Source organism: Roseovarius carneus (assembly GCF_020141465.1).
Lineage (GTDB): Bacteria > Pseudomonadota > Alphaproteobacteria > Rhodobacterales > Rhodobacteraceae > Roseovarius > Roseovarius carneus.
The window spans coordinates 902335-926738 of the sequence record NZ_JAHSPD010000001.1 but is presented as its reverse complement, the minus strand read 5'-3'; the positions used below and the strand labels follow the sequence as shown (position 1 = coordinate 926738).

Genomic DNA, 24404 nt, shown 5'->3' with positions numbered 1-24404 from the left:
CGATGGCAGAGCCGAAAAATGATGATTTCCTGGATGATGTGGATACCGCCGAGGCGGAAGCCTATGCGGAGGAAATGGCCGAGATTTCCGAAGAGGAGATTGAGCTTGATACCGTCCGCGCTGAGCGGGACGCGTTTCAGGATAAGTTCATGCGCGCACTGGCCGAAGCTGAGAATATGCGCAAGCGGGCCGACAAGGACCGGCGCGAGGCCGAGAATTACGGCGGCTCCAAGCTGTCGCGCGATTTGTTGCCCGTCTATGACAACATGAAACGCGCGCTTGATTCGGTCACCGATGAGCAAAAGGCCGCCTCTCCCGCCTTGATCGAGGGGATTGAGCTTACCATGCGCGAGCTGATCAACGTCTTTGCCAAGCATGGGGTGCGCGTTGTGTCGCCTGAAGTCGGGGATCGGTTTGATCCGAACCTCCATGAGGCGATGTTCGAAGCGCCACTTCCGGGCACCAAGGCGGGCGATATTATTCAGGTCTCTGCCGAGGGTTTCATGCTGCATGACCGCATCTTGCGGCCAGCGCAGGTTGGAGTGTCGTCCACGCGGGACTAGTCAGCGTGGCAGTGGCGGGCATCCAGACACGCGCGGATAGATGCGCGCTGCCTGGCAGCGGGATAAGCATGTTGGGGATAATGCTTACAGCGATTTAGGCAGGATCAGTCACTGTTTTTAGCCCCGATAAGGGCTTTGAGGTCGTAGATCAGATTGAGCGCCTCACGCGGGCTAAGCTGATCGGGAAGAATATCTGAGAGCCTTTTTTCAACGGCGGATGGCGTGTTGTCCTGAGGCCTTGGGGCGGGTGTGGTGCGTGGCGAGAAGAGCGGGAGATCATCGATCAATGCCTCCCGAGCAGAGCCGCCCTCCCGCTCCCCGCGTTCCAGCGCATCGAGCACGACACGGGCCCGCTCAATCACCGAAAGGGGCAGCCCGGCCAGTTTTGCCACTTGCACCCCGTAGGACCGATCCGCTGCGCCGCGCCGCACCTCGTGCAGGAAAATAACGTCGCCCTCATGTTCTTTCACGGCCACAGTGGCGTTGTCGACCCGCTCAAGCTTGTCCGTGAGGTTGGTCAGCTCATGGTAATGCGTGGCGAATAGCGCGCGGCAACCGTTAACCTCATGCAGATGCTCAAGCGTGGCCCATGCGATCGAGAGGCCATCATAAGTCGCGGTGCCACGCCCGATTTCATCAAGGATAACAAGCGCATGATCGTCCGCCTGATTGAGGATCGCGGCGGTCTCGACCATCTCTACCATGAAGGTGGAGCGCCCACGGGCCAAATCATCCGACGCGCCCACGCGGCTGAAAAGCTGGCTGACCACGCCGATATGAGCGGCGCGCGCGGGCACGTAGCTGCCCATTTGCGCCATCAAAGCGATCAGCGCGTTTTGGCGTAGGAAGGTTGATTTACCCGCCATGTTTGGCCCGGTCAGAAGCCAGACATCATGGCCGGTGCCGAGGGTGCAATCATTGGCGATGAACGGCCCCGCCCCTTGGGTGCGCAAAGCAGCCTCAACCACAGGGTGCCGCCCGCCGGTGATATCGAGCGCACGGCTGGCGTCTACCTTGGGGCGGCACCAATCCTGATCAATGGCGAGGTCAGCAAGTGCAGCCGTCAGATCAAGTTCTGACAGGGCGCGCGCGGTTTGCGAAATCTCGGCAGAGCGTTCGAGAATATCCGCTTTTATCTTTTCATAGAGCCGCTTTTCGATCTCAATGGCTCGCCCGCCCGCATTCAGAATCTTGGTTTCCATCTCCGATAGCGGCACAGTGGTGAAGCGTAGCTGGTTCGCCGTCGTCTGGCGGTGTTTGAACGTCTCATTCAGCGGTGGAGATAGCATTTTGTCGGCATGGGTTGCGGTGACTTCGATGAAATACCCAAGGACGTTGTTGTGCTTTATCTTGAGTGAGGAAACTCCGGTGAGCGTGGCATATTCGCTCTGCATTGCGGCGATAACGCCGCGCCCCTCGTCACGCAGGGTGCGGGCCTCGTCCAACTCGCCTTCATAGTCTGGCGCGATAAAGCCGCCATCGCGGGCGAGAAGCGGCGGCTCGGCGATCAACGCTTCATCAAGAAGGGTCAAGAGCGCGTCATGCCTAAGAAGGGCCTCCGCTTCGGCGCTCAGCATTTTGGGTAGGTTTGATGTCTCCATGAGGCCCGCGATAGTCTCGGCCCCACTTAGCCCGTTGCGGATGGCGGCGAGATCCCTTGGGCCGCCGCGATCGAGAGCCAGACGCGAGAGCGCACGATCAAGGTCCGGTACGCGGCGCAGCGCAGCGCGCAGATCGTTGCAAAGGCTGCGATGCTCGACCGCGAAAGCGACATTGGCCTGCCGCGTCAGGATCGTGTCGAGGTTCCGAGAGGGGCTGGAGAGGCGCCGTTCCAGCAAACGCCCGCCGCCTGCCGTAACTGTGCGGTCCATCGCGGCGAGAAGGGAGCCCGTGCGCCCGCCGCTCAGGGAGTGCGTCAACTCCAGATTGCGGCGGGTGGCGGCGTCAATCTGCATCGCGCTGGCCAATGCCTCACGCTGGGGCGGGCGCAGGAGCGGCAGCTTGCCCTTTTGGGTGATCTCCAGATACTCCACCACCGCGCCCAGTGCTGCAATCTCGGGCTGGGTGAAGCTGCCATAAGCGTCCAGCGTGCCGACACCAAAGAGGGCGCAGAGCCGTTTTTCAGAGCTGGTGCTGTCAAATGCCGCGCGTCCCAGTGGCGTCATGGCAGCGCCGGATTCAGTCACTGTATCGCGCCAATCCGTCTCAAACGTGTCGGCGATGAGAACCTCGGATGGGCGAAGGCGGGCCAGCTCAGGACCCACACGGGCCGCGCCCAAGGGCATGACATGGAGTGCGCCAGTGGAAATGTCCGTCCAGGCCAGCGCATGATCCCCGCGTATCTCGGCGATGGCGGCGAGAAAGTTGTGCCGCCGTGCCTCCAGCAATGTCTCCTCGGTCAGCGTGCCGGGGGTGACGAGGCGCACCACCTCGCGCCGCACCACTGATTTGGAGCCGCGTTTCTTCGCTTCTGCTGGGCTTTCCATCTGCTCGCAGACGGCCACGCGAAAGCCCTTGCGAATGAGTGTCAGAAGATAGCCCTCGGCGGCATGAAACGGCACGCCGCACATCGCGATATCCTCGCCCAGATGTTTGCCGCGCTTGGTGAGGGCGATATCAAGCGCCTCGGCTGCGGCGACCGCATCGTCGAAGAAAAGCTCGTAGAAATCGCCCATGCGGTAGAAAAGGAGCGCGCCATCATACTGCGCTTTGATCTCCAAATACTGCGCCATCATCGGCGTTACGGCTGAATTGGCTGCTGTCACGTATCATCCCCCATGTGCCCGGAGCCTACAAACCCAAGCCCGCAGGCGAAAGGGCAAAGCGCATGGCGTTGAGCCACGCCGCGCAGACGGTTATGGAGGGAAGAACCATTTGCAAGGAACCCCCCATGTCGAACCAGAAGACCACTGCCGAAGAGGCGCTCGCCTTTCATATGGAGCCTGCGCCCGGCAAATTTGAGATCACCGCCACGGTCCCGATGACCACGCAGCGCGACCTGAGCCTTGCCTATTCGCCCGGCGTGGCGATCCCGTGTCTGGCTATCGCGGAGAACCCGGAGACGGCCTATGATTATACGAACAAGGGCAATCTCGTCGCTGTGATCTCCAACGGGACGGCGGTGCTGGGGTTGGGGAACCTTGGCGCGCTGGGCTCCAAGCCGGTGATGGAGGGCAAGGCAGTGCTCTTCAAGCGGTTCGCGGATGTGAATTCCATTGATATCGAGCTGGATACCGAGGACGCGGACGCGTTTTGCAACGCGGTGCGCCTGATGGGGCCGACCTTTGGGGGCATCAACCTCGAAGATATCAAGGCGCCGGAATGTTTCATCATCGAGCAGCGCTTGAAGGAGGAGATGGATATCCCCGTCTTTCACGATGATCAGCACGGCACGGCGGTGATCTGTGCCGCCGGGCTGATCAACGCGCTGCATATCTCGGGCAAGAAGATCGAGGATGTGCGGATCGTGCTGAACGGGGCTGGGGCCGCTGGGATTGCGTGTATTGAGCTTCTTAAGCGTATGGGTGCGCGGCACGAGAATTGCATCATCTGCGACACCAAGGGCGTGATTTATCAAGGCCGCACCGCGGGCATGAACCAGTGGAAATCTGCCCACGCCGTCAACACCAAGCTGCGCAGCCTTGAGGAGGCGATGGACGGTGCGGATGTGTTTCTGGGGGTGAGCGCCAAGGGCGCTGTGACGCCCGAGATGGTGCTGAGCATGGCCCCCAATCCGGTGATTTTCGCGATGGCGAACCCGGACCCCGAGATTACGCCGGAAGAAGCTCATGCGGTGCGCGAAGATGCAATTGTTGCCACCGGGCGCAGCGATTATCCCAACCAGGTGAACAATGTGCTGGGCTTTCCCTATCTCTTTCGCGGGGCGCTCGATTGTCATGCGCGCGCAATCAATGATGAGATGAAGATAGCCTGCGCCGAGGCTCTGGCGGCGCTCGCGCGCGAGGATGTGCCCGATGAGGTCGATATGGCCTACGGTCGCAAGCTGACCTTTGGGCGCGATTACATCATCCCTACGCCGTTTGATCCGCGTCTCATCTACACGATCCCTCCCGCTGTGGCGCGGGCCTGTATGGCGACGGGTGCCGCGCGGCGGCCCATCGTTGATATGGAGGCCTATGAGGTCTCGCTCAAATCGCGGATGGACCCGACTGCGAGCGTGATGCGCTCGATCAACGCGCGGGCGCGTAATGCGCAGGCCCGGATGATTTTTGCCGAAGGAGATGATCCACGGGTCTTGCGCGCCGCCGTGCAATATCAGCGGGCGGGGATGGGTGAGGCGCTTGTTGTGGGGCGTGATGCGGATGTGCGGGCCAAGCTGGAGACCGCCGGGATGGGCGATGCCATGGCTGAGCTGAAGGTTGTGAACGCGGCCAATTCCAGCGATCTGGAGGCGTATCGCACGTTTCTCTACGACCGGCTTCAGCGCAAGGGGTTTGACCGTCAGGACGCGCACCGCCTTGCCGCGCGTGACCGGCACGTTTTTGCGTCTCTGCTTCTGGCGCATGGGGCGGGTGACGGACTTGTCACCGGGGCCACCCGCAAATCAGCCCATGTGCTGGAATTGATCAACCATGTCTTTGATGCCGATGCTGCCCACGGAGCTGTGGGTGTCACGGTGATGATGCATAAGGGTCGGATTGTTCTGGTGGCCGATACGTTGGTCCATGAATGGCCTGATCAGGAGGATCTGGCCACGATCGCCGAACGCTCTGCCGGGGTGGCGCGGCATCTTGGGCTGGAGCCGCGTGTGGCGTTCGTCAGCTTTTCGACCTTTGGCTATCCTCAATCCGAGCGGGCCGAGAAAATGCATATGGCGCCCACCGTGCTTGAGGCGCGCGGTGTGGATTTCGAGTTTGAGGGCGAGATGACCGTGGATGTGGCGCTGAACGTGGCCGCGCAGCAGGCTTATCCGTTTCAACGGCTGACGGGGCCTGCGAATATTCTCGTGGTGCCCGCGCGCCATTCCGCATCAATCTCGGTGAAGCTGATGCAGGAGATGGCGGGGGCCACCGTCATTGGGCCCATTCTTGCCGGTGTGGATCAGTCGATCCAGATCTGTTCCACCACTTCGACGGCCAATGATATCTTGAACATGGCCGTCTTGGCGGCGTGCAAAGTGGGTTGAGGGTCTAGTGTTTGCCCACAAACGGTGCGGATGCGCCCCAAAGCTCTTTCACCCGTTTGTCGCGGCCGCAGGAGGCGCGGTAGCGCTTATACGCTTCTGATTGCCGTTTGGGGCCGAAGCGGGTGACGATTAGCTTGGTGCCTTTGTAGTAATCCTGATGGTAGGCTTCGGCGGGGTAGAAATTTTGCGCCGCAAGGATGGGGGTAACAATTGATTGGCCCAGCTCCTGCTCAGCCTCGGCTTTTGCCTTGGTTGCGGCGGCTTTTTGAGCATCTCCGTTATAGAAGATCGCTGTGCGGTAGCTGTCTCCGCGGTCGCAGAACTGCCCGCCTGCATCCGTCGGATCAACCGAGCGCATGAACATCGACAGGATTTGATCGCGATCGATCTGGGCCGGGTCAAACTGGATCTGAACCGCCTCATAATGACCGGTGCCGCCGCCCGTGACCTGTCTGTAGTCGGGGTTCGACACCGTGCCACCGGTATAGCCGGACACCACCTCTTTCACGCCCTTCACACCCTCGAAATCGGATTCGACGCACCAAAAGCACCCGCCCGCAACTGTCAGAACCTCAGTGCTCGCGGCGTGGGCCTTGCCCGTCTGGGCGGCGAAACCCACGATGATCAGCCCGGCGAGAAGAACGGATTTCACTTTGGTCATTGCGGTCAACATAATAGAGGCCTCCTTGGGATTGGCTCTACCATGGCGCAAGGAGGGCCGCGCGCCAATGGGGCGAAACACATCCTCACGCGGAGGTGACGGCGCTTTACCACTTGAGGGCGGATTGCCGCGCGCCTAGCCTTGGACTGAAACAATCGGGGGCGGTCATGGATAATCAAACCACGCATCAGGCCGAAGAGGACGTCCGCAACGAGGCGATTCTCATCTGGCTCAACGGGCGGATCGTGCCCAAAGCCGAGGCTGTGATCAGCGTTTATGACAGCGGATTCATGCTCGGTGATGGGGTTTGGGAGGGGTTACGCCTCTATGATGGGCATTGGGCCTTCGCGGATGAACATTTGGACCGGCTTTTTGAGGCCGCATTGGCGATTGATCTCGATATCGGGATGGACCGTGGCGGCGTGATGCAAGCCTTGCTCGACACACAGGCCGCCAACGGGATGAAGACGGACGCGCACGCAAGGCTCATGGTGACGCGGGGGGTGAAGACGCGGCCTTTTCAGCATCCCTCGCTCAGCCGGCAAGGCCCCACGATGACGATCATCATGGAGCATTCCAAACCGTCCATCCCGCGCCCAATCCGCCTTGCCACCGTCCCGCATCTGCGCGGATTGCCAATGACCCAGGACCCCAAGCTCAATTCCCATTCCAAGCTCAATTGCATCCTTGCCTGCATCGCCGCCGAAAAGGCAGGGGCCGATGAGGCCTTGATGCTGGATGTGCATGGGTTCGTGAATACGACCAACGCGTGCAATTTCTTTATTGTGCGTAAAGGGGCAGTTTGGACCTCGACCGGGGATTATTGTATGAACGGGATCACGCGGCAGAAGGTGATTGATCTGTGCCGGGCGGATGGCATCCCGGTTTATGAGCGGAATTTCAGCCTTGTAGACACCTATGGCGCAGATGAGGCGTTTCTGACCGGCACGTTCGGCGCGCAAACCCCTGTCGGTGCGATTGACGGGCGGCAGATCGGCGCTGGGGAGCTTGGGCCGGTAACGGCGCGGCTGCGTGCGCTCTACAAGGATCTCATTTTGCAGGACGCAAGCTGATGCGGATCGCCATGTGGTCGGGGCCGCGCAACCTGTCGACGGCGATGATGTATAGCTTTGCCGCGCGCGGCGATTGCGCCGTTGTGGATGAGCCATTTTACGCGGCTTATCTCGCGCGCACAGGGATCGTGCACCCGATGCGCGAGGAGATTCTGGCTGCGCAAAATTCTGATCCCGTGATGGTGGAGCGCAGCCTTCTTGGCCCCTATGAGGGTGCGCATTTTTACCAAAAGCACATGACACAGCATATGGTAGACGGCATCCCGCGCGACTGGATGCGCGATGTGGTGAATGTGTTCCTGATCCGCCATCCGGCGCGTGTGGTGGCCAGCTTTGCGGCCAAATACGAGGCGCCGACCCTTGAGGATATCGGTTTTGTTCAACAGGGCGCGCTCTATGACGCGCTTTGCGGTATTGGGCAGCGGCCCGTTGTTGTGGACGCCTCCGATATTCGCGCTGATCCAGCGGGTGTTTTGCAACGGCTCTGTGCGGCGATCGGGATCGAGTGGACCGAGCGGATGCTCATCTGGCCTGCGGGCGGCCATGCGGCGGATGGTGTGTGGGGCGCGCATTGGTACGGTGCGGTACGCCACTCGACAGGGTTTGCTGCGGCCGAAGGGCCGCTGCCAGTGCTGAGTGGCGCGCAGGCAGAGCTGGCCGAAGCCGCTTTGCCTGCCTATCGCGCTTTGGAGGCCGCTAAGATCTGAGCGTTCAGCCCTTCAGCCGACGCTCCCGTGCGGCCAGAAGCTTGAGGCGCAGAGCGTTCAGCTGAATGAAGCCTGCCGCGTCCTTCTGGTCATAGGCGCCCGCATCATCCTCGAACGTCACATGCGCCTCGGAATAGAGCGAGTGATCCGACCAGCGGCCCACGCAGGTCGCCATACCCTTGTAAAGCTTGAGCCGGACGGTGCCTGTCACATGTTTCTGGCTGTGATCAATGGCGGCTTGCAGCATCTCGCGCTCGGGCGAGAACCAGAAGCCGTTATAGATCAGCTCAGCGTAGCGCGGCATGAGGCTGTCTTTGAGGTGACCCGCGCCGCTATCAAGCGTGATTTGCTCAATGCCGCGATGGGCCTCCAGAAGAACAGTCCCGCCGGGTGTCTCATAGATGCCGCGCGACTTCATGCCCACAAAGCGGTTTTCGACAAAATCCAAGCGCCCGATGCCGTGTTTGCCACCCATCTCATTGAGCCGTGTGAGGATGGTGGCAGGGCTGAGCGCCTCGCCGTTGATCGACACGGCATCGCCACGCTCAAAGCCCACTTCGATGAACTCGGGCGTCTCGGGCGCGTCCTCGGGGGCCACCGTGCGTTGATAAACATAATCTGGGGCCATTTCTGCAGGGTCTTCGAGCACTTTGCCCTCGGATGAGGTGTGCAAGAGGTTTGCATCAACGGAAAACGGGGCTTCGCCACGTTTGTCCGTGGCGATGGGGATCTGGTTTTTCTCGGCGAAATCAATCAGCCGGGTGCGGCTGGTCAGGTCCCATTCCCGCCAAGGCGCGATCACTTTGATATCGGGATTGAGCGCATAGGCCGCCAGCTCAAACCGCACCTGATCATTGCCCTTGCCTGTCGCGCCATGGGCCACGGCATCGGCACCGGTCATGGCCGCAATCTCGACCAGCCGTTTGGAAATCAGGGGCCGCGCGATGGACGTCCCCAACAGGTAAAGTCCCTCGTAGAGTGCATTGGCGCGGAACATCGGAAAGACGAAATCGCGCACGAATTCCTCGCGCACGTCCTCAATATAGATGTTCTCAGGTTTGATCCCCAGCATCACGGCTTTTTCGCGCGCGGGCTCCAGCTCCTCGCCCTGACCGAGATCGGCGGTGAAGGTCACCACCTCACAGCCATATTCGGTTTGCAGCCATTTCAGGATGATGGACGTATCAAGGCCGCCGGAATAGGCCAGCACGACTTTTTTGGGCGCGGACATAGTGATTTTCCTCTGTCTGGGTCGCGCCGGGGCTTAGCGGGTTTTGGGGTGCGGGGCAAGCGGAGCGGGATGCGATCTGTTGCTTTGGCCGCTGGTATTCTTGGGTATGCGGAGGCTTAGCACCCTTGCGCGGGACGGCGGCTTCGGGCAGGCAGGGCAACATGACAGATTTTCGCGAAAACGCCCGCGCCGCAGAGGCGCTGATGCGCCCGGTTTTCGATGCAACGCCCTTGCAGCGCAATGAACATCTGAGCGAGCGTTATGAGGCGAATATCCTCTTCAAGCGCGAAGACCTGACGCCAGTGCGCTCCTACAAGCTGCGCGGCGCGTTCAATGCGATGCGCAAGGTTCTGGCGCGCGGCGCGGCACCCACATTTGTGTGTGCGAGCGCGGGCAACCATGCGCAGGGCGTCGCGTTCATGTGTCGGCATTTCGGGGTTCAGGGCGTGATTTACATGCCAATCACCACGCCGCAGCAGAAAATCGGCAAGACCCAGATTTTTGGTGGTGATGCGGTGCGGATCGAGCTGACGGGCGATTATTTCGACGTCACGCTTGCTGCCGCACAGGCCTATTGCGCCAAGATTGGCGGGCATTTCCTGTCGCCCTTCGATGATGAAGATGTGATCGAGGGCCAAGCGTCTGTGGCGGTGGAGATTGAGCGCGATCTTGGCGGTTTGCCCGATCATATCGTGATGCCTGTGGGCGGTGGCGGGCTTTCGGCGGGGGTGGTCAGCTATATGGGTGATGCTGTTGAGATCACGCTGGTCGAGCCTTCGGGCGGCGCGTGTCTTGGGGCCGCCCTTCTGGCGGGCGCGCCTGTGCGGTTGGGCCATGTGGATAATTTTGCCGATGGCGCGGCGGTGGCGCAGATCGGCGCGCGGACATTCGCGCGGCTTGCGCATCTCGACCCTGGGCAGGCGGTCACGATTTCTGAGGATCGGCTTTGTACGACGATGATTGAGATGCTGAACATTGAAGGGATCGTGCTGGAGCCTGCGGGTGCTTTGGCGGTTGATGCGCTCAAAGACATGAAGAACCGAATTCGCGGCAAGACCGTTGTTTGTGTGACTTCAGGCGGGAATTTCGATTTTGAGCGGCTGCCCGAGGTGAAGGAGCGCGCGCAGCGATATTCCGGTGTGAAGAAATACTTCATCTTGCGGATGCCACAGCGCCCCGGTGCGTTGAAGGACTTCCTGAACCTTCTGGGGCCTAAGGATGATATCGCACGGTTTGAATATCTCAAGAAATCTGCGCGGAATTTCGGATCGGTTCTTATAGGGATCGAGACGAATGACGAGGCAAACTTCGTGCGGCTTCTGGGCGCGTTGCGCGAGAACGGATTTGATTATCGCGATATCACCAATGATGAGGTGCTGGCAGAGTTTCTGATCTGATCAGGCGGTGTTCAGGCGGTCCATCCCCGAGACAAACTCGGCCTTGGAGCGATCAAAGCTGGCCACCGTCGCTTGCATATCGATCAAGTCCATCCGCCCGGCGCCAGCAGCGGCCTCACCGCTTTGGCAAAGGTCCGAGAACTCCCTGAAGCCGAGGTTGAGCGCGCTGCCTTTGAGGAAATGCAGCTTATCCTCAAGATTGCCCGGCGCCACGTCGCCGCGCAGCGCATCAATCTCGCTTTGAACTTCTTCGAGGAAAATCTCGACCACCTCGCCGAAATCATCGGCGCCTATTTCCTCTCGCAATTCCGCGACTCGAGACCAGTCAATCATGCATCACCTGTTTTGATGATCCGAGTTTGGCGGAATATCGTTAACAATTTGATGATGGCGGGCGGGGGGTTTATTCGCATTTTACCTTTCATCCCGCGTTAACGCAGAGGCGCTAGGGCTTGAGGAGATGAAAGGAATCCCTGTGCCTGAGTTTGCGCCAAATCTACTTGAGATTCAGCAGGATGCGCCAAGTGCGGTCCCGCAGGACGATGCGATTCGGCTGGTTTTGGTGGTTGATGACAGCCGGCTTCAGCGCAGGATATTGACCTCCTTGCTGAAGAAATGGGGTTTTGAGACGGTTGAGGCCGCAAGTGGCGATGAGGCGCTCGAAATCTGCCGCCGGACGCCGCCCGATCTGGTGCTCAGCGATTGGATGATGCCGGGCATGACGGGCATCGACTTTTGCCGTGAATTCAGGCAGATGATGCGCGAAAGCTATGGGTATTTCATCCTGCTCACGTCCAAATCCGAAAAGGATGAGATTGCATCAGGGCTTGATGCCGGCGCGGATGATTTTCTGACCAAACCTGTAAATGCGGGCGAGCTGCGGGCGCGGATCGCTGCGGGCGCGCGGATTGTCGGGATGGAGCGCGAGCTGATCCAGAAGAACCGGCTTTTGGGCAGCACGCTGGACAAGCTGCGCGAGGTCTACGATTCGATTGACAAGGATCTGATCGAGGCCAAGAAACTCCAACAATCCCTAGTCAGTGACCGGCACCGCGATTTTGGCAATGCCGAAGTGTCCATGCTGCTGCGGTCCTCGGGGCATGTGGGTGGTGATCTGGTCGGGATGTATCAGGCCAGCGAGACGCGGATCGGGCTTTATGGAATCGACGTATCGGGCCATGGGATCAGCTCTGCTTTGATGACGGCGCGGCTGGCGGGTTATCTCTCGGCCACGTCCCCTGATCAAAACGTGGCCCTGCGCCGAATGCCGGATGGCACATTTTCCCCGCGCCCGCCGGGTGAGACGATTGCTGCGTTGAATGACCTCTTTCTCAATGAACTGGACACGGAGCATTATTTCACCCTGCTCCTTGCGGATGTGAACCTTGAGACTGGCCGTGTTGTCATGGCGCAGGCGGGCCATCCTTATCCGGCGGTGCAGCGCGCCGATGGCACCGTTGAGGCGATCGGTTGCGGTGGTTTGCCCGTGGGCCTCATTCCGGGGGCGGAGTTTGAGGAGTTTGAGGTGGTGTTGCAGGCGGGCGACCGCTTGATGATCCACTCCGACGGTGTGGTGGAATGTGCCAACCCGGAAGATGTGCTTTTGGACGATGAGGGTCTGGCGCGTATCCTGACCGAACTGCGGCAGACCAAGGGGCTGGCGTGTCTGGAATCGATGATTTGGAGGCTCGCGGAATTCGCTGGGGGTGATCAGTTCGATGATGATGTCTCGGCGGTGTTGCTTGAGGTTAAGTCAATCCTGCCCACTGGTTGACGAACATCCTGTCCCCCTCATTCCCAAGGATCAGTGCCGCCTCCTGCACGTCCATCACCATCGGTGTGTGATCGGGCTCGGTCGGGGGGCCGTGCGGCAGAACGGGGCGCGCTACATAAATCATGCATAGCTTCTCGGCCCAAAGGTCATATTCCGGCATATAGACAAAGCGCCGAAACGCGCCCAGACGCCGGGGCCGCGCGATATGCCAACCAGTTTCCTCAAAAACCTCGCGGTGAAGGGCCTGAAGCGGCGATTCGCCCGGATCAATCCCGCCGCCCGGAAGCTGCCATTCAGGTTCAGGTTCTGTTTGATGCGTGACCAGAAGCCCGCCCTTATGCGGCAGGATCGCATAGACACCGGGCCGCATCGTGTAGCGGATCCCGGCCTTCGGCGCATCGCCCAGTCGTCTGATCATGGCGCGAGGCCCCCTTTCGGTCACCGCCCAAGCGGCCTATATACCCGCGATATGCCTATTTTCGGCTCTGAAGGAAACCCCATGACACTTGCGCAAAACCTTGCTTGGGATGACACCGTGCTCCCGTTTCAGCTGGATAATTCCGACATCCGTGGCCGCGTGGCGCGGCTTGATGGTGTGTTGGAAGGGATCCTGAAACAGCATGATTACCCACCGCAGGTCGAGGCGTTGGTGGCCGAGATGGCGCTTTTGGCGGCTCTGATTGGTCAGTCGGTGAAATTGCGCTGGAAACTACAGCTTCAGGTGCAATCCAACGGCCCTGTGCGGATGATTGCGACCGATTATTACGGCCCGTCCGAGGAGGGCGCGCCGGGCCGTATCCGTGCCTATGCCAGCTTTGATGCCGACCGCCTGTCGCAGGGGGCTCCCTTTGAGCAGATCGGTGAGGGGTATTTCGCGATCATGATCGATCAGGGGCAGGGGATGGAGCCTTACAAAGGCATCACACCGATTGCGGGCAGCAGCCTGAGCGATTGCGCCGAGGCGTATTTTGCCCAGTCCGAGCAGCTTCCCACGCGGTTCGCGCTGAGCTTTGGGCGCTCCACAGAGGGGGATGGGCCTGAGCATTGGCGCGCGGGCGGCGTGATGTTGCAGCATATGCCCAAAGCGTCGCCTTTTGCGTCGGGCGGCGGCTCGGGCGAGGGCGGTCTTTTAGAGGCGGGCGATATCATGGAGGGCGAAGAGGGTGAGAACTGGAGCCGCGCCAACATCCTGCTCGATACCGTTGATACGCTGGAGCTGATTGGGCCATCTGTCGCGCCTACGGACCTGCTTGTCCGATTGTTCCATGAGGAAGGCCCGCGCGTTTTTGAGGCACAGCCGGTGCGGTTTGGCTGTACCTGCTCGGAAGATCGTGTGCGTCAGAGCCTGTCGATCTATTCGGCCAAGGATATCGAGAAGATGACGACGGATGCGGGCCGTGTGACCGCCGATTGCCAGTTCTGCGGTGCGCATTACGATCTGGACCCCGCGACGCTCGGTTTTGAGGCGGCGGGCAAGGAGGATCCGCTTGGATGATCCCCTCGCCGGACTGATTGCGGGCCTTGGTGCTGGGATGCGCCCCTCGTCGGATTTTGATCTGAACCCCGGCACAGTGTTGCCAGAGGGGCGCAAGCTGCGCCCGGCGGGCGTGCTGATGCCAATCCTTTGCGATGGGCCTGCGCGGCTGATCCTTACCACGCGCTCTTCCGCGCTCAAGCATCACCCCGGTCAGATCGCCTTTCCTGGTGGCAAGCAGGATGAGGGCGACGCGGACGTGATCGCGGCCGCTCTGCGCGAGGCGCATGAGGAGATCGGGCTTGATCCCGCCAATGTCGAGGTTCTGGGCACATTGCCCGTGCATGAAACGGTGACCGGCTTTCTGATGACGCCGGTTCTGGCGCGTGTGCGCGCGCCTTTCACGCCCCGCTCCGAGGCGGGTGAGGTGGCCGAGGTTTTCGATGTGCCCCTTGCGCATGTTTTGCGGCGCAGCGCCTATCGGATCGAGGGGCGGCGCTGGCGCGGGGTGCGCAGGCTTTACTATGCGGTGCCGTGGGGGCCCTATTATATCTGGGGGGCCACAGCGCGAATCTTGCGCGGGCTGGCCGAGGAGGTGGGAACGCCGTGAATATCACCGGAGACTGGCTCAGCGCGCCCTCGCTTACCGCTGTGTTTCAGGCATTCAAGGCGGCGGGACAGCCCGTTTATCTGGTGGGTGGTGCTGTGCGTGATGCTGTGCGTGGCGCGCCCGTCGGGGATCTCGACCTTGCCACCCCTGCCACCCCCGAAGAGATGCAGGCGCTGGCCAAGGTGGCCGGGTTGCGTGTGGTGCCAACTGGGCTGGAGCATGGCACGCTGACGCTGGTGTCTGGTGGCGAAGGCCATGAGGTCACCAGTTTTCGCCGCGACGAGGAAACGTTTGGCCGCCATGCGCGCGTCGCCTTCACCCGCGAGATGTCTGAGGATGCGCGGCGGCGTGATTTCACGATGAACGCGCTTTATGCCGGGGCCGATGGTGCGGTGATTGATCCGCTGGGTGGTCTGAATGATGCGCTCGCGGGGCGCGTGCGGTTTATCGAGGATGCAGAGCAGCGGATCGTAGAGGATTACCTGCGCATCCTGCGGTTTTTCCGGTTCAGCGCATGGTACGGTGCCGAGGGGATCGACGCCGACGGGCTGGCCGCCTGCGCGGCGCATCACGACGGGCTTTCAGGCATTGCGCGCGAACGGATTGGCGCGGAGCTTTGCAAGCTTTTGGCTGCCCCTGATCCCGCGCCCGTCGTGGCCGCGATGCGGGCGGCGAATGTATTGCAGCAATGTCTGCCGGGGGCGCAGGATCGCGCGCTGGCGCCCTTGGTGCATTTGGAGGGGCGCTTTGGCGCGGCACCTGATCCGCTCAGGCGGCTTGCGGCGCTTGGGGGTGCGGATGCCCTGGACCACCTGCGCTTAAGCCGCACGGACGCGGCGCGCCTGAAGCTTCTGAGGCAGGGCGCCGAAGCGCCGGATGGCCCCGCAGCCCTTGGCTATTACCACGGTGCGCAGGTGGCTTGGGATATGGTGCTCTTGCGCGCGGCCCTGCTGGAGATGGATGTGCCTGAGGGTGCAGCGACACAGATTGCTGACGGGGCAGCAGCACGGTTTCCCATTACCGCGGCGGACCTGATGCCAGCTTTCACCGGTCCCGCGCTGGGCGCACGGATCAAGGCGCTTGAGGCGCTGTGGATCGCATCCGGCTTTACCCTGACACGCGACCAATTGCTTGAGGAGCGGCCATGACCACCTATGAGATTGAGCGCTTGGGGCATCAGGGCGACGGGATCGCAGCGGGGCCAGTCTTCGCCCCCGGCGCACTGCCCGGTGAGGAGGTGAGCGGCACGCTTGAGGGGCAGCGCTTGCACGATATGCGGATTGTGCGGCCATCTGAGGATCGCGTGCGCCCGCCATGTCGTCACTACAAATCCTGTGGCGGGTGCAGTCTTCAGCACGCATCAGATGCGTTTGTGGCCGAGTGGAAGGTCGAGATCGTGCGCGGGGCGCTCGCCGCTTACGGCATTGACGCGCCCTTTCTGCCCATTGCCACCTCCCCGGCCAAGGCGCGGCGGCGCGCCACCTTCACGGCCCGCCGGACCAAGAAAGGCGCGATGGCAGGCTTTCACGCCAAAGGGTCCGATGTTTTGATCGAGGTGCCGGGGTGCGAGCTTTTGCACCCCGATCTGATGGCCGCGCTCCCTGTGGCCGAGGCGCTGGCCCTCCATGCGGCCAGCCGCAAGGGCACGCTCAGCGTGGCGGCGTGTGTGTCTTTCGGTGGGTTGGATGTGCATGTGACCGGTGGGCGCGCGTTGGACGGCCCCTTGCGCATGATACTGGCGCAGCTGGCTGAGGCGCATGATCTTGCACGGCTCAGCTGGGACGATGAGACAGTCGCGCAACGCCAATCGCCCACGCAGGCCTTTGGTGCGGCCCGCGTGATCCCGCCGCCTGGCGCATTTCTTCAGGCCACGGCCGAGGGGGAAGCGGCGCTCTTGGCGGATGCGACCGCCGCCATTGCGGGTGCGGCGCGCATCGTTGATCTTTTTGCCGGGTGCGGCACCTTCGCGCTGCCCCTGTCTGCCCATGCGCAGGTCCATGCGGTTGAGGGTGATGCGGCCATGACAGAGGCGATGGAGGCCGCATGGCGTCAGGCGCTGGGCCTCAAAAAGCTGACCGTGGAAGCGCGTGACCTTTTCCGCCAGCCGCTGTTGCCGGATGAGCTTGCGCGGTTTGATGGAGCGGTGCTCGATCCGCCGCGCGCAGGGGCCGAGGCGCAGGTGGCCGAGCTTTGCCAAGCAAAGGTTCCGCGCATTGGATACGTGTCGTGCAACCCTGTGACATTTGCGCGGGACGCGAACGCGCTTTTGGGCGCGGGGTACGTGCTACATGCCCTCAGGGTGGTGGATCAGTTCCGCTGGTCCAGCCATATTGAATTGGTGGGGCAGTTCTCTCTGACCGCGCCTGGCGAAAAATAGCGCTATCTGCTTTGGATCCTTTTGCGCTAGGAAGGGAAAAAAACAGGCAGGTGAATTTATATGGGTATGCGACTGGTTAAACTTTTCGCGGCGGCGTTGATGGTGATCGGGCTGGCCAGTTGCGGGTCAAAGTTCAAGACATATAACGGCCCCGAGGTGACGCAGATCGTCGTCAACAAGGGTGCGCGGAAGATGTATCTTCTGCACCATGATAAGGTCCTCAAGGATTACGACATTGAGCTTGGCTTCACCGCGCTCGGGCACAAGACCCAAGAAGGCGACGGCAAGACGCCGGAAGGCACGTATTTCATCGACCGCCGCAATCCCAATTCCAGCTTTCATCTATCGCTTGGAATTTCCTATCCCAATGAGGCGGATGTTGCTCAGGCGCGGGCGCGCGGCGTGAGCCCCGGTGGCGATATCTTTATCCACGGGCGGCCCAACGATAATCCACGCGGCAAGCAAAGCCCTGATTGGACGGCGGGCTGTATATCGGTGACGAATCGTCAGATGGAGACGATTTACGCCATGGTGAAAAATGGAACGCAGATCACGATCAATCCGTAGCTGCTTTTTCTTGGCACCAAATACCCAAATCCGCGGGTCGCTATGAAAACTGGGCTCAGTCGCCCATCACCAACGTCCACCAGATTTTTCCGTTATCTTCCTGGGTCCATGAAAATCCCATGTTGCGGGCGTCCGGCGAGAGGATAACGGTGCGGGTGGAGGGCTCTGCCATCCACGCGGCGAGGGTTTCAAGCTCGGTCTCATAGGTTTCCGAGATTGTCTCGCCCACAAGGTTGCCCGAATATCCAACCCGGCGGACCCGGTCGATTGGCGATGATCCGTCCGAGCCGAAATGCCAAGGCCGGTTCTGCACGGACATATCGCGCGCATGGGTAGCGGCGGCAGCGTTGAGTTGTGCGTTGAGCTGCACTTCGGAGCGGCCAGCGGCGGTGCGCAGGGAATTCACCGAATCGAGCATGCGGAATTGGATCTGGCCAGTGTCGCCTGCGCGGATACGATAGACTTTGGGCAAGGGTTTGCCGTCGGCACCAAGCTGTGGAGGCGGCGGCGGTGGGGCCGCGCAAGCGCCGAGCACCAGAAAAGCCGTCATGAAAAGAGCTGAAATGCGCGACATGTGAGGTAACCTACCCAAACTAATTGTTTCGAAATGCTGTATAGTGGTCTGCGTGGTGTTTCAAACCCACTTGCTTGGAACTTGGCCGAAGCATGCTGGTTTGAATTGTGACTGCGACTTTCGCGCCATATATTTTTGCGCGACAAGGGTTGTTTTGAAGGCTGAGGAGGTTGTCATGACTTTGAAGAATTCCACCATTTTGACGCGCCGCGCATTTGTCGCGGGCACAGCTGCGGCGCTGGGCGCGCCTGCGATTGCTCAGGAAATGGACGCCAGCGAGACCGTTGAGATTGAACGCGACGTGACGGAGACCGTGCGGCGCAACATCTCCAGTTTCCGGTCACTCGATTGGCGGCCCTATTTCCCAAATCTGAACAATGGGGCAGTTCTGGTCGATATCGATTCGCGTGCCCTGCATTATTGGAGCGCGGATGGCGGCACCTATAAACTTTACCCCTCCAGCGTTCCTCTGAGCGAGGATCTGACCCGTCGTGGCCGTACGTCCGTGGTGCGCAAGGTCGAGGGGCCAAGCTGGCGGCCCACACCCTCCATGCTTGAGCGCAACCCAGATTGGCCGCCCTTTGTTGGGCCCGGACCGGATAACCCATTGGGGACGCACGCGCTTTACCTAAGCTGGACCTATTACCGGATTCACGGCACGCATGATACGCGCAAGATTGGCCGCCGCTCGTCCAACGGGTGCATCGGTCTTTACAATGAACACATCGCCGAATTGTTCGGAATGGCGAATGTGGGCACTCAGGTGTTGCTAATTTGACGAAAATCGAGCGTTTTATTGAGTCACAGAGTCAAGTTGCGTTTGCAATCGCCTTGGATAGCTGGTTAGAAAACCATCACGAGGTTAAGTCTTGGGTGCTTGATGCTGCGCACTGCGTGGCCAAGCCAATTTCTGGAGGATACTATGAAAAAACTCGTTCTCGCTGCTGCTCTGTCGGCTGCTGCTTCGACCGGTTTCGCCGGCACAATGGAAGAGCCCATTATGGAAGCGCCCGTCATCGTTGAAGAAACTTCGGCAAGCTCGTCCGCTGCAGGCATCTGGATTCCCCTGGTGCTGCTCGCGATCGTCGCTGCTGTGGTTGCTGCTGACTAATTCGGCACTTCACTATCGACATGGAAAAGGCGGTGACTTCGGTCACCGCCTTTTTCTTTTTGTCCGGTCTTCTTCTGCAACCGCTGCATTGCGCGGAATGATTTAGCGCACCCAGCCCTTCAGGTTTGATTTGATGATCTCGCCCAGCGCTTGCACATGCGCGTCATTGTCGTTGAGGCAGGGGATATACGTGAAGTGTTCGCCGCCAGCCTCTTCAAAGGCTTCCTTGATCTCTTCGTTGATCTCTTCGAGCGTCTCAATGCAATCGGCGGAAAATGCAGGCGCGATCACGGCAATGCGTTTTTTGCCGTCTTCTTCAGCAAGCCGGGCCACTTCTTCCACGGTATAAGGTTTCAGCCATTCCTCGGGCCCAAAGACCGATTGGAACGTGGTCGTGATTCGATCCTCGCTCCATCCCAGTTTTTCGCGCAGCAGGCGCGTCGTTTTCTGGCATTGGCAATGATAGGGATCGCCCTGCATCAAATAGCGCTTGGGCATGCCGTGATAGGATACGACAAGCATTTCCGGCTCTTCCTCGGCGGCAGCATAAGCCTCCTCCACCGATTTTGCGAGCGCCTCGATATAGAGCTCATTCTCGAAGTAAGGCTCAACCGTGCGGGCGGCGGGCTGGCGGGTTTCTTCCATCAGCGCGCGGAAAAACTGGTCATTGGCGGTGCCTGAGGTAGCGCCTGCGTAATGTGGATAGAGCGGGAAGAAGAGGATGCGTGTGCAGCCAGCCTCGGTCATCTCGCGAACCTTGGATTTGGTCGACGGATTGCCGTAGCGCATGCAGAAATCCACCATGATCCCGTCGCCCAGATCGCCGTGCAGCTTGGCCGCGATGGCCGCTGTCTGATCGCGGGTGATGGTCATCAGCGGGCTCTCACCCTGCTCCTCGTTCCAGATGGATTTATAGGCCGCACCACTGGTGAAGGGGCGCTTGCTGAGGATGATCAGCTGCAAGAGCGGCTGCCATTTCCATGGGGAGTAATCGATGACGCGGCGGTCCGATAGAAACTCGCTGAGATAACGGCGCATGGACCAGTAATCGTAATTGTCCGGCGTGCCCAGATTGGCCAAAAGAATTCCCGTCTTGGCCGCAGGCACCGGGGGGTGATCGGCGGGCGCGTGCACCGGGCAGGTCGCGATTTTGGTCGTGTCCAGCATGTTAGGGTCAGCTCCTGTCATCTCACCGCCACCGAAATAGGGGGAAAATAGCTGAGGTCAATCCTCAAGTGGCGTCTCCCTGGTGCCTAAGGCCTCGGCCAGACGGGCGCTGGCAGAGCCGGGGCGCAGCGGTTTTTGCTGTGTTTCATCGGGGGCCCAGCCGGTGAGGACGATCATGTCATATGTGGCGATCAGACGCGCCTCGCTATCTGCGAAATACGCGGCGTAGAGTTTGGCGGCGCGGGTGAAGATCGCTCTGCGGGTCATATGGCGGGGCCGGGCGGTCATCGCGTTTGTCTCGCCCATCGCACGCAAATCATGCATCAACGCGGGCAGATCGGCGTAGGAGGCGCGCAGAGCCACGCTATCGGCCACCGGCAGGGCAAAGCCCGCGCGCTGCAAGAGCCCGCCCATATCGCGCAGCTCTCCCATCGGTGCCACGCGCGGCGAGAGACCCCCGGTCACCTCCGTCTCGGCCTGTGCGAGCACGCTGCGCAGTTCATTCAGCGTGGTGCCGCCCAGAAGCACGGTCAGCATCAGCCCATCGGGGCGCAGGGCGCGGCGCATCTGGATGAGTTGGCCCACCGGGTCATTGGCCCAATGGAGCGCGAGGGCGTGGATGATCAGATCATACGACGCGGGCTCCAGTGCGAGGGTCTCGTCATCCGCGATGATCTGCGCCTCGGGGAAGGCCTGGGCCCAAGGGTCGGGCCACCCGGTGACAATCACCGGCGCTGTAAAGGATTTGTTAACCATGGCGAGGCGATCCTGCACCTCTTCCACGCCAGCCTCGTGCAGGAACAGGGCGGGCTTTGCCGCCGCGCGGTCGCGGTGCCGGGCAAGTGCGCCTCGGTCGGTGAGGGGGGCGGGTGTGGTCATGGGGGGTGATATACGTGAAGCTTGGCGCAATTCAATCGGTCTTGCGGATGGTTTACCCGCCGCGCTGCATCGGCTGTGGCGAGATGGTGGACAGCGATTTCGGCCTCTGTGGGTCGTGCTGGCGCGATACGCCTTTTATCCTTGGCACCTGCTGCGACAGTTGCGGCAAGGCGCTGCCGCCCGCGCCGGAGGGGGATGAGGCCGAGATTATCCAATGCGATGCCTGTATGAAACAGCCATTGGCGTGGGACCGGGGCCGCGCCGCGATGCGCTATGGCGGGACGGGGCGGCGCTTGGTTCTGGCGCTGAAATACGGCGATAGGCAGGATGTGGTGCGCCCCGCCGCGAAATGGATGGCGCGCGCGGCGCAGCCTTTGCTCACGCCCAAGACGTTGATCGCGCCGGTGCCCTTGCATTGGCTCCGGATGCTCAAGCGGCGGTTCAACCAATCGGCGCTCTTGTCCAAGGCGCTGGCGCAAGAGGCGGGGGCGGCGCATTGTCCTGACCTTCTCATCCGGCCCAAAGCCACGGCGCAGTTGGGCGGAAAAAGCTATGAGGAGCGGCGCAACACGGTGCGCGATGCGATCTCTGTGCATCCAAAGCGCGCGGGCCTTTTGGCCGGGCGCGATGTGCTTTTGGTGGATGATGTCATGACCTCGGGCGCGACATTTGCGGCGGCTGCTGGCGCGTGCAAGGCCGCTGGTGCCGCATCCGTGAGCATCGTGGCACTGGCGCGTGCGGGCCGGGATGCCTAAATAGCCGGGATAGACGATCCCTTGTCCTGGAGTGCCCTGATGCAACCTGTTGAAATCTACACCTCGCCGCTCTGCGGTTTTTGTCATGCGGCCAAACGCCTTCTGAGCCAGAAGGGCGTGAATTTCTCCGAGGTGGATATTGCCCGTGAGCCGGCACGCCGCGCCGAGATGATGCAGCGCGCCAATGGCGGGCGCACCGTGCCGCAGATCTTCGTGGGTGATGTGCATGTAGGCGGCTGTGACGAGCTTTATGCGCTGGACCGGGCGGGCAAGCTGGACGCGCTTCTGGCGGCCTGAGCCATGCGTGCGGGCCTCGTGCAGCTGTGCTCGGGCGATGATCCGGTGGCGAACCTGCCGCAGACCGTGGCCTTGATTGAGGAGGCTGTGGCGTGCGGTGCGGGCTTCGTGCTGACCCCGGAAGTGACGAATTGCGTCTCCGCCAGCCGCGCACAGCAGGAGGCAGTCTTGCAGTATGAGGGCGCGGATATCACACTCGCTGCGCTGCGCGATGTGGCATCGGCGCGGCGCATTTGGCTGCTCATTGGCTCTTTAGCAATCAAAACTGGCGACAAGGACGGGCGATTCGCCAATCGGTCCTTTCTGATCACGCCCGACGGACAGATTGTCGCGCGCTATGACAAGATCCATATGTTCGACGTCACGATTTCCGAGAGCGAAAGCTACCGCGAATCGGCGGGCTATCGGCCGGGAGGCGCGGCCTGTCTTGCGCAGACCTCCTTTGGCGCGTTGGGCATGACGATCTGCTATGATCTGCGCTTCCCACATCTCTACCGCGCCCTTGGCCAGCGCGGCGCGCAGATTATCACCGTTCCCTCGGCCTTCTCGCGGGTCACAGGGGCCGCGCATTGGGAGGTGCTTTTGCGCGCCCGCGCGATTGAGACGGGGGCCTATGTGCTTGCCCCGGCCCAGACGGGTGTTCACGCCGCACAGATCGGAAAGCCGCGCGAAACCTATGGCCACAGCCTCGCGATCAGCCCTTGGGGTGAGGTTCTGGGCGATGCCGGGGACGCGCCGGGCGTTATCACCGTTGATCTTGACCCCTCCGAAGTGGCAAAATCACGAAAGCGTGTTCCGTCGCTTATGCATGATGCAGTCTTCAGTGGCCCAAGGAATCTATGACCGAGACCGGGAATGCCCTCGCCGTTGCGCTTTTTAGCGAAATTCTGACCAACGACCAGTTGATCAGGAATCAGCTCAGCCGTGTTTTGCCCAAGGGTATGGAAGTGTCGCATTTCTCCGTGCTCAATCAGCTGGCCCGCAGCGCGGATGAGAAAAGCCCCGCGCAGCTTGCCCATAGCTTTCATGTCACGCGCGGCGCGATGACCAACACGCTGCGCAAGCTGGAGGCGGCGGGATATGTGCATATCCGGCCCGATTGGGATGATGCGCGCCGCAAGAAGGTCGCGATCAGCCAGGCCGGGCGCAGCGCACGTGATGAGGCGGTGGCCGCGATTGCGCCGCTCATCGGAGAGGTTGTGCAGGATCTGGGCGAGGATAAGGTCCGCGCCATCCTGCCCGCCTTGCGCAGTTTGCGCACAAGGCTCGGGCAGGAACGCACGTAGGGCTTTACTCGGGTTTCAGGCTCGCTGTCACGTAATTCACGCTGAGGTCGCGGTCTGAGATAGACCAGCTCCACGCGATTGGGTTGAAGACGAACCCCTTACGATCCACAGGCTCCAGCCCGGCGTCGCGGATCAGGTCAAAAAGCTCATCCGGTGTGATGAATTTCTTCCAATCATGTGTGCCCTTGGGCAGCCAGCGCATCACATATTCCGCGCCGATTATGCCCATCATATAGCTCTTGGGGTTTCGATTGAGCGTCGAGCAGATGTGCAGCCCGCCGGGGCGTAAAAGCTGCCTGCACGCAATCAGATAGTCGATGGGGGAGGCCACATGCTCCACCACTTCCATGTTGAGCACGGCGTCGAATTGCTCGCCCTCGGCTGCCATCGCCTCGGCGGTGGTGAAGCGATAGTCGATCTCAAGCCCCGATTGCTCGGCATGCAGCTTGGCCACCGGGATGTTGCGCTCGGCAGCATCGGCGCCGACCACATCCGCGCCCAGACGCGCCATAGGCTCAGCCAGAAGGCCGCCACCACAGCCGATGTCGAGAATACGCAGCCCGGCAAAGGGTTTGTCCTCGCTCAGGTCGCGCTCAAACTCCGACGCGATTTGCGCCGTGATATAATCCAGCCTGCACGGATTAAGCATGTGCAATGGTTTGAATTTGCCACTGGGGTCCCACCATTCGGCGGCCATGGCCTGGAATTTCGCAATCTCGTGGTCGTCAATCGTGGACTGAGCGGCTTGCATTCTG

At 60.9% G+C, this 24404-nt stretch carries 26 protein-coding genes; 17 read left to right on the top strand and 9 right to left on the bottom strand.

Going from position 1 to position 24404, the window contains the following annotated elements; all coding sequences use genetic code 11:
- Window positions 1-2: 2 nt before the first annotated feature.
- Window positions 3-563 (top strand): nucleotide exchange factor GrpE, encoded by a 561-nt coding sequence (locus tag KUD11_RS04555; protein ID WP_109388237.1) that lies wholly within the window; start codon window positions 3-5, stop codon window positions 561-563.
- 104 nt (window positions 564-667) lie between these two features.
- Here KUD11_RS04555 and mutS read toward each other — a convergent pair whose 3' ends face one another.
- On the bottom strand, window positions 668-3298 hold the full coding sequence (mutS, locus tag KUD11_RS04550) for a DNA mismatch repair protein MutS (RefSeq protein ID WP_109386205.1): 2631 nt from the start codon (window positions 3296-3298) through the stop codon (window positions 668-670).
- Between the two features lie 155 nt (window positions 3299-3453).
- On the opposite strand from mutS, the gene KUD11_RS04545 reads away from it, so the two are divergent.
- Window positions 3454-5709: an NADP-dependent malic enzyme gene (locus tag KUD11_RS04545; RefSeq protein ID WP_109386207.1), complete on the top strand. Its 2256-nt coding sequence runs from the start codon at window positions 3454-3456 to the stop codon at window positions 5707-5709.
- A 4-nt stretch (window positions 5710-5713) separates the two neighbouring features.
- On the opposite strand, the gene msrA is transcribed toward KUD11_RS04545, so the two are convergent.
- A complete protein-coding gene (gene msrA / locus KUD11_RS04540; protein ID WP_109386209.1) occupies window positions 5714-6382 on the bottom strand; it encodes a peptide-methionine (S)-S-oxide reductase MsrA in 669 nt (222 codons plus the stop codon).
- A gap of 155 nt (window positions 6383-6537) precedes the next feature.
- Between msrA and KUD11_RS04535 the strand changes: the two genes are divergently transcribed.
- Entirely contained in the window at window positions 6538-7443 is a 906-nt protein-coding gene (locus tag KUD11_RS04535; protein ID WP_109386211.1) for a D-amino acid aminotransferase, read from the top strand.
- Complete coding sequence (locus tag KUD11_RS04530; protein WP_109386213.1) at window positions 7443-8150, top strand: sulfotransferase-like domain-containing protein; 708 nt, start codon at window positions 7443-7445, stop codon at window positions 8148-8150. Before KUD11_RS04535 ends, KUD11_RS04530 begins: the two co-directional genes overlap by 1 nt.
- 4 nt (window positions 8151-8154) lie before the next feature.
- On the opposite strand, the gene KUD11_RS04525 is transcribed toward KUD11_RS04530, so the two are convergent.
- Window positions 8155-9381, bottom strand: a complete 1227-nt coding sequence (locus KUD11_RS04525) for an argininosuccinate synthase (RefSeq protein ID WP_109386215.1) — start codon at window positions 9379-9381, stop codon at window positions 8155-8157.
- 161 nt (window positions 9382-9542) lie between these two features.
- Here KUD11_RS04525 and ilvA point away from each other — a divergent pair, with 161 nt between their 5' ends.
- Window positions 9543-10778, top strand: a complete 1236-nt coding sequence (gene ilvA / locus KUD11_RS04520) for a threonine ammonia-lyase IlvA (protein ID WP_109386217.1) — start codon at window positions 9543-9545, stop codon at window positions 10776-10778.
- Here the strand turns inward: ilvA and KUD11_RS04515 are convergent, their stop codons facing one another.
- A complete protein-coding gene (locus KUD11_RS04515; RefSeq protein WP_109386219.1) occupies window positions 10779-11111 on the bottom strand; it encodes an Hpt domain-containing protein in 333 nt (110 codons plus the stop codon).
- Window positions 11112-11238: 127 nt separating this feature from the next.
- Here KUD11_RS04515 and KUD11_RS04510 point away from each other — a divergent pair, with 127 nt between their 5' ends.
- Window positions 11239-12552: a PP2C family protein-serine/threonine phosphatase gene (locus KUD11_RS04510; RefSeq protein ID WP_109386221.1), complete on the top strand. Its 1314-nt coding sequence runs from the start codon at window positions 11239-11241 to the stop codon at window positions 12550-12552.
- Here the strand turns inward: KUD11_RS04510 and KUD11_RS04505 are convergent.
- Complete coding sequence (locus KUD11_RS04505) at window positions 12527-12970, bottom strand: NUDIX domain-containing protein (protein ID WP_109386223.1); 444 nt, start codon at window positions 12968-12970, stop codon at window positions 12527-12529. The genes KUD11_RS04510 and KUD11_RS04505 overlap by 26 nt on opposite strands.
- An 81-nt stretch (window positions 12971-13051) precedes the next feature.
- Here KUD11_RS04505 and hslO point away from each other — a divergent pair, with 81 nt between their 5' ends.
- From hslO to KUD11_RS04480, 5 genes are read left to right on the top strand one after another with little or no spacing between them, the layout of a single operon-like run.
- Window positions 13052-14047, top strand: coding sequence for an Hsp33 family molecular chaperone HslO (gene hslO, locus KUD11_RS04500; RefSeq protein WP_109386225.1), 996 nt, complete (start codon window positions 13052-13054; stop codon window positions 14045-14047).
- A 37-nt stretch (window positions 14048-14084) separates the two neighbouring features.
- On the top strand, window positions 14085-14636 hold the full coding sequence (locus KUD11_RS04495) for a CoA pyrophosphatase (RefSeq protein ID WP_109388239.1): 552 nt from the start codon (window positions 14085-14087) through the stop codon (window positions 14634-14636).
- The gene (locus tag KUD11_RS04490; RefSeq protein ID WP_109386227.1) at window positions 14633-15784 is read left to right on the top strand and encodes a CCA tRNA nucleotidyltransferase; all 1152 of its coding nucleotides are present in this window, start codon (window positions 14633-14635) and stop codon (window positions 15782-15784) included. The genes KUD11_RS04495 and KUD11_RS04490 overlap by 4 nt, the downstream gene beginning before the upstream one ends.
- Window positions 15781-17013 carry a class I SAM-dependent RNA methyltransferase gene (locus tag KUD11_RS04485; RefSeq protein ID WP_109386229.1) on the top strand — a complete coding sequence of 411 codons (1233 nt, stop codon included), beginning with the start codon at window positions 15781-15783 and terminating at the stop codon, window positions 17011-17013. Before KUD11_RS04490 ends, KUD11_RS04485 begins: the two co-directional genes overlap by 4 nt.
- A 60-nt stretch (window positions 17014-17073) precedes the next feature.
- Window positions 17074-17580 carry a murein L,D-transpeptidase family protein gene (locus KUD11_RS04480; protein WP_397545200.1) on the top strand — a complete coding sequence of 169 codons (507 nt, stop codon included), beginning with the start codon at window positions 17074-17076 and terminating at the stop codon, window positions 17578-17580.
- A 55-nt stretch (window positions 17581-17635) separates the two neighbouring features.
- Here KUD11_RS04480 and KUD11_RS04475 read toward each other — a convergent pair whose 3' ends face one another.
- Entirely contained in the window at window positions 17636-18154 is a 519-nt protein-coding gene (locus KUD11_RS04475) for a CAP domain-containing protein (protein WP_109386233.1), read from the bottom strand.
- 175 nt (window positions 18155-18329) lie between these two features.
- Here KUD11_RS04475 and KUD11_RS04470 point away from each other — a divergent pair, with 175 nt between their 5' ends.
- Complete coding sequence (locus KUD11_RS04470; RefSeq protein ID WP_109386235.1) at window positions 18330-18932, top strand: L,D-transpeptidase; 603 nt, start codon at window positions 18330-18332, stop codon at window positions 18930-18932.
- A gap of 144 nt (window positions 18933-19076) precedes the next feature.
- Entirely contained in the window at window positions 19077-19265 is a 189-nt protein-coding gene (locus tag KUD11_RS04465) for a hypothetical protein (protein WP_109388241.1), read from the top strand.
- 102 nt (window positions 19266-19367) lie between these two features.
- On the opposite strand, the gene hemH is transcribed toward KUD11_RS04465, so the two are convergent.
- Both hemH and KUD11_RS04455 read right to left on the bottom strand, forming a co-directional pair.
- Window positions 19368-20432 carry a ferrochelatase gene (hemH, locus tag KUD11_RS04460; RefSeq protein WP_109386237.1) on the bottom strand — a complete coding sequence of 355 codons (1065 nt, stop codon included), beginning with the start codon at window positions 20430-20432 and terminating at the stop codon, window positions 19368-19370.
- A 57-nt stretch (window positions 20433-20489) separates the two neighbouring features.
- On the bottom strand, window positions 20490-21311 hold the full coding sequence (locus KUD11_RS04455; RefSeq protein ID WP_109386239.1) for a methyltransferase domain-containing protein: 822 nt from the start codon (window positions 21309-21311) through the stop codon (window positions 20490-20492).
- A gap of 47 nt (window positions 21312-21358) precedes the next feature.
- Here KUD11_RS04455 and KUD11_RS04450 point away from each other — a divergent pair, with 47 nt between their 5' ends.
- From KUD11_RS04450 to KUD11_RS04435, 4 genes are read left to right on the top strand one after another with little or no spacing between them, the layout of a single operon-like run.
- Window positions 21359-22066, top strand: a complete 708-nt coding sequence (locus tag KUD11_RS04450; RefSeq protein ID WP_109386241.1) for a ComF family protein — start codon at window positions 21359-21361, stop codon at window positions 22064-22066.
- 39 nt (window positions 22067-22105) lie between these two features.
- Window positions 22106-22363: a glutaredoxin 3 gene (gene grxC, locus KUD11_RS04445; RefSeq protein ID WP_109386243.1), complete on the top strand. Its 258-nt coding sequence runs from the start codon at window positions 22106-22108 to the stop codon at window positions 22361-22363.
- Window positions 22364-22366: 3 nt separating this feature from the next.
- Window positions 22367-23206, top strand: a complete 840-nt coding sequence (locus KUD11_RS04440; RefSeq protein ID WP_109386245.1) for a carbon-nitrogen hydrolase family protein — start codon at window positions 22367-22369, stop codon at window positions 23204-23206.
- Complete coding sequence (locus KUD11_RS04435; RefSeq protein ID WP_109386247.1) at window positions 23203-23649, top strand: MarR family winged helix-turn-helix transcriptional regulator; 447 nt, start codon at window positions 23203-23205, stop codon at window positions 23647-23649. Before KUD11_RS04440 ends, KUD11_RS04435 begins: the two co-directional genes overlap by 4 nt.
- A 4-nt stretch (window positions 23650-23653) precedes the next feature.
- Here the strand turns inward: KUD11_RS04435 and ubiG are convergent, their stop codons facing one another.
- Complete coding sequence (gene ubiG / locus KUD11_RS04430) at window positions 23654-24400, bottom strand: bifunctional 2-polyprenyl-6-hydroxyphenol methylase/3-demethylubiquinol 3-O-methyltransferase UbiG (RefSeq protein ID WP_109386249.1); 747 nt, start codon at window positions 24398-24400, stop codon at window positions 23654-23656.
- Between the last annotated feature and the right edge of the window lie 4 nt (window positions 24401-24404).